At 71.4% G+C, this 3,478-nt stretch carries 3 protein-coding genes; all 3 read right to left on the minus strand.

The features are described 5' to 3' along the window. Positions 1 to 1,974: carbamoyltransferase HypF (gene hypF, locus LDO54_RS01890; RefSeq protein ID WP_224005364.1), on the minus strand; the 1,974-nt coding region annotated here is incomplete at its 3' end. Between the two features lie 40 nt (positions 1,975 to 2,014). Continuing rightward, positions 2,015 to 2,914 carry a hydrogenase nickel incorporation protein HypB gene (hypB, locus tag LDO54_RS01895; RefSeq protein ID WP_224005367.1) on the minus strand — a complete coding sequence of 300 codons (900 nt, stop codon included), beginning with the start codon at positions 2,912 to 2,914 and terminating at the stop codon, positions 2,015 to 2,017. A gap of 65 nt (positions 2,915 to 2,979) precedes the next feature. After that, positions 2,980 to 3,321, minus strand: a complete 342-nt coding sequence (gene hypA, locus LDO54_RS01900; RefSeq protein WP_224005370.1) for a hydrogenase maturation nickel metallochaperone HypA — start codon at positions 3,319 to 3,321, stop codon at positions 2,980 to 2,982. Positions 3,322 to 3,478: the final 157 nt, after the last annotated feature.

Genomic DNA, 3,478 nt, shown 5'->3' on the forward strand with positions numbered 1-3,478 from the left:
CGCGAGCGGCGCGCACGGACGCGCCAGCGCTTCAAGGCGCAGCGCGGCTTCGCCGCTATAGCTCTGCTCCGGGCACACGCCCGCGAGTCCGGCCACGGCGTCGAACCAGCGGCCGAGGCTCGTGGTCGGCGGGCAGTTGAAGCCGCTGGCGAGTTGCGCGCGCAGACGCGCGGCAACGGCGGCGTCCATGCCGGGCGGCGCGTGCGTCACGGGCGCATCGAGCCGATGCAGCAGCGCGAGCGCCATGCGCGCGGGCGAACGCGCCGCGAGATCGCCGCCGGGTAGCGCAAGCGGCGTGAGATGGCCGAGGCGCGTCGCACGGCCTTGCTCGACGCGCAGCAGTTCGCCGCCCCAGGCCGTGCCGTCGTCGCCGTAACCGAAGCCGTCGAGCGCCACGCCGAGCGCCGCGTCCGCGTGACCCTGCTCGGCCAGCACGGCGGCGATATGCGCATGATGATGCTGGACCGGCACGACGGGCACGTTCCAGCGCGCGGCCAGCGTGTGAGCGAGACGCGTCGAGTAGAGGTCGGGCTGGAGATCGCAGGCGAGCGCGGCGGGCTGCACGCCGCAGGCTTCGATCAGCCGGTGCGCGGCGTCGTCGAGCGCGGCGCAGGCGGCGGCGCTCGTGAGGTCGCCGAGCCAGGGCGAGACGAACGCGCGCGCGCCGTGCGTGAGCGTGACGGTGCTTTTCAGATGCGCGCCCAGCGCGAGCACGGACGGCCCCGCGTGCGGCAGCGGGAGCGCTCGCGGCGCGTAGCCGCGCGCGCGCCGCAACGGCATCGGCGCGTGCGTGGCGCTGGCGGCGAGCAGCACGCTGTCGTCGCAACGCGCGACGATCGCGCGGTCGTGAAAGAGCAGCGCGTCGGCGATACCGGCGAGCGCGTCGCGCCCGTGCGCGGGATCGGTTTCGAGCGGCTCGCCGGAGACGTTCGCGCTGGTGGCGATCAGCAGCGCGCCGTGGCTCGCGTGAAGCCACGCGTCGCCGGTCGGGCGGCCTAGCGCTTCGTGGAACAGCAGATAGTGCAGCGGCGTGCACGGCAGCATGACGCCGAGTTGCGCGAGGCCGGGCGCGACGCCGATCAGTGCGCCGCCATCGGCGCGCGAGGCGACGACGGCGGGCCGCGCCGACGATTCGAGTAGCGCGCGCGTGGCATCGTCGCAATCGATCCAGCGCGCCGCCGAAGCGGCGTTGAGCGCGAGCAGCGCGAACGGCTTCGTCGGTCGCCGCTTGCGCTCGCGCAGGCGCGCGACGGCGTCGGGACGCGTCGCGTCGCAGATCAGCTGGAAGCCGCCGAGTCCTTCGACGGCGACGATCTCGCCGCGCGCGATCGCTTCCCACGCGGCAGCGAGGGGATCGGCGTGCGCGACGCGCGCGATCGGCTCGCTGCCCGGCGCCGCTTCGAAACGCAGGCGCGGCCCGCACGCCGGGCACGCGATCAGTTCAGCGTGAAAGCGGCGGTTCGCGGGATCGGCGTAGTCGGCGGCGCAGGCGGCGCACGGCGAGAACGGCGCCATGCTCGTGTTCGCGCGGTCGAACGGCAGCTTGCGCGTGACGGTGTAGCGCGGGCCGCAATCGCAGCAGCTGTTCAGCGCGTAGCGATGGCGGCGGTCGCCCGCGTCGAAGATCTCCGCGAGACAGGCGGGGCAGATCGCGCTGTCGATGGCCATTTCGCCATCGTGCGCGTGCGCTTCGCCGCTCTCGGCGATGCGAAAGCCACGATTCCCGGCGACCTCGCGCGGCATCGCCGATTCTTCACGTATCGCGTCGATACGCGCGAGCGGCGGCGCTTCCTGCGTGAGCGCCGCGCGAAACGCGAGCAGTGCCGTGCGCGTGCCCTGCACGTCGATCTGCACGGCGCTCGCGACGTTGCGCACCTCGCCCGCCAGGCCGAAGCGATGCGCGAGCCGCCAGACGAACGGCCTGAACCCGACGCCTTGCACGATCCCGCTCACGTGCAGCTTTTCTCGCTCCATCGCCGTCATGTCCTCGCTTCGCGCCTCGCTCGCTGCACGGCTAGCGCGCGTCGGGACGCAGCGCGCGCGCCGCGTCGCAACCCGCGCGGACCCAGTCGAGCCACTGCGCGAAACCTTCGCCCGAGCGCGCCGACACGCACAGCACCTGAATGCGCGGATTGACGCGGCGTGCGTAATCGAGCGCGGCATCGACGTCGAAATCGAGGTGCGGCAGCAGATCGGTCTTGTTGAGCAGCATGAGGTCGGCGGCGGCGAACATGTCGGGATACTTGAGCGGCTTGTCCTCGCCCTCGGTCACCGACAGCACCACGACCTTGTGCGCCTCGCCCAGATCGAACGACGCCGGGCAGACCAGGTTGCCGACGTTTTCGATCAGCAGCAGACTGTCGTCGAGCGGCGGCAGACGGTCGAGCGCGTGGCCGACCATGTGCGCGTCGAGATGGCAGCCCTTGCCCGTGTTGATCTGCACGGCCGGCGCGCCCGCGGCGCGCACGCGCGCGGCGTCGTTCGAGGTCTGCTGATCGCCTTCGATGACAGCGACGGCGAGTTCGTGCTTGAGCGCTTCGATCGTGCGCACGAGCAGCGAGGTCTTGCCCGATCCGGGGCTCGACACGAGGTTCAGCGCGAACGCGCCGTGCGCGCGCAGACGCGTGCGATTGGCCAGCGCATAGCGGTCGTTTTCGCGCAGGATGTCCTGCTCCATGCGCACGCGGCGGCCGGCCGCGTGGGCGTGTTCATGCGGATGCGGATGCGACGCGGCGTGCGCGTGCGAATGTGCGTGATCATGCGCGTGCTGGTGCGAATGCGCGTGGTCGTGCGCGTGGTCGTGCCCGTGATCGTGATCGTGATCGTGCTCATGCGCATGTTCGTGCTCATGCTCATGCAGCTGAGCGCCTTCGATACGCACGTTGTCCGGGCCGCAGCCGCAGGTCGTACACATGGTGATATCCTTTTTCGATGCGTCCGGCGCGAACCGGACGCGTTAGATTCCGCGCGTCGTCGCGCTCAGTCCACGACGATGCCGGCCACGCGCAAGGTGTCGCCGCCGGTCACGGCCAGCTGGTAGCTGCCGCAGGCGGGGCAGGCTTCGCCGCGCCGCGCGAGCGCTACGTCGTGGCCGCAGCGCAGGCAGAACGCGCTGCCCGGCGGCTCGGCGACGTCCACGCGCGCGCCGTGAGCGATGGTGTCGCGCAGCACGACGTCGAGCGCGAAGCGCAGCGCGCCCACATCGACATTGGCCAACTGGCCGATTTCCAGTTCGAGCGTGCGCACGTGCGAGGCGTGCTGGCGCGCGGCCTCGCGCTCGACGAGGTCCAGAATGCTGTGCGCGATGGCCATTTCATGCATGCGATTGCGCTCCTGTTCCTGTTTGCGTTTCCGATTGCATTCCCGATTGCGTGTTCTGAACGATGCCGCGCGACGCGCCACGCTGCACGACGATCTCGTGCGCGACGCAGGGATCGAGCAGCAGCGCGAGGCGGGCGGCGCGGCGCAGCGCGTCGTC

It is taken from the genome of Paraburkholderia tropica (genome assembly GCF_914484835.1).
GTDB classification, from domain to species: Bacteria; Pseudomonadota; Gammaproteobacteria; order Burkholderiales; family Burkholderiaceae; genus Paraburkholderia; species Paraburkholderia tropica_A.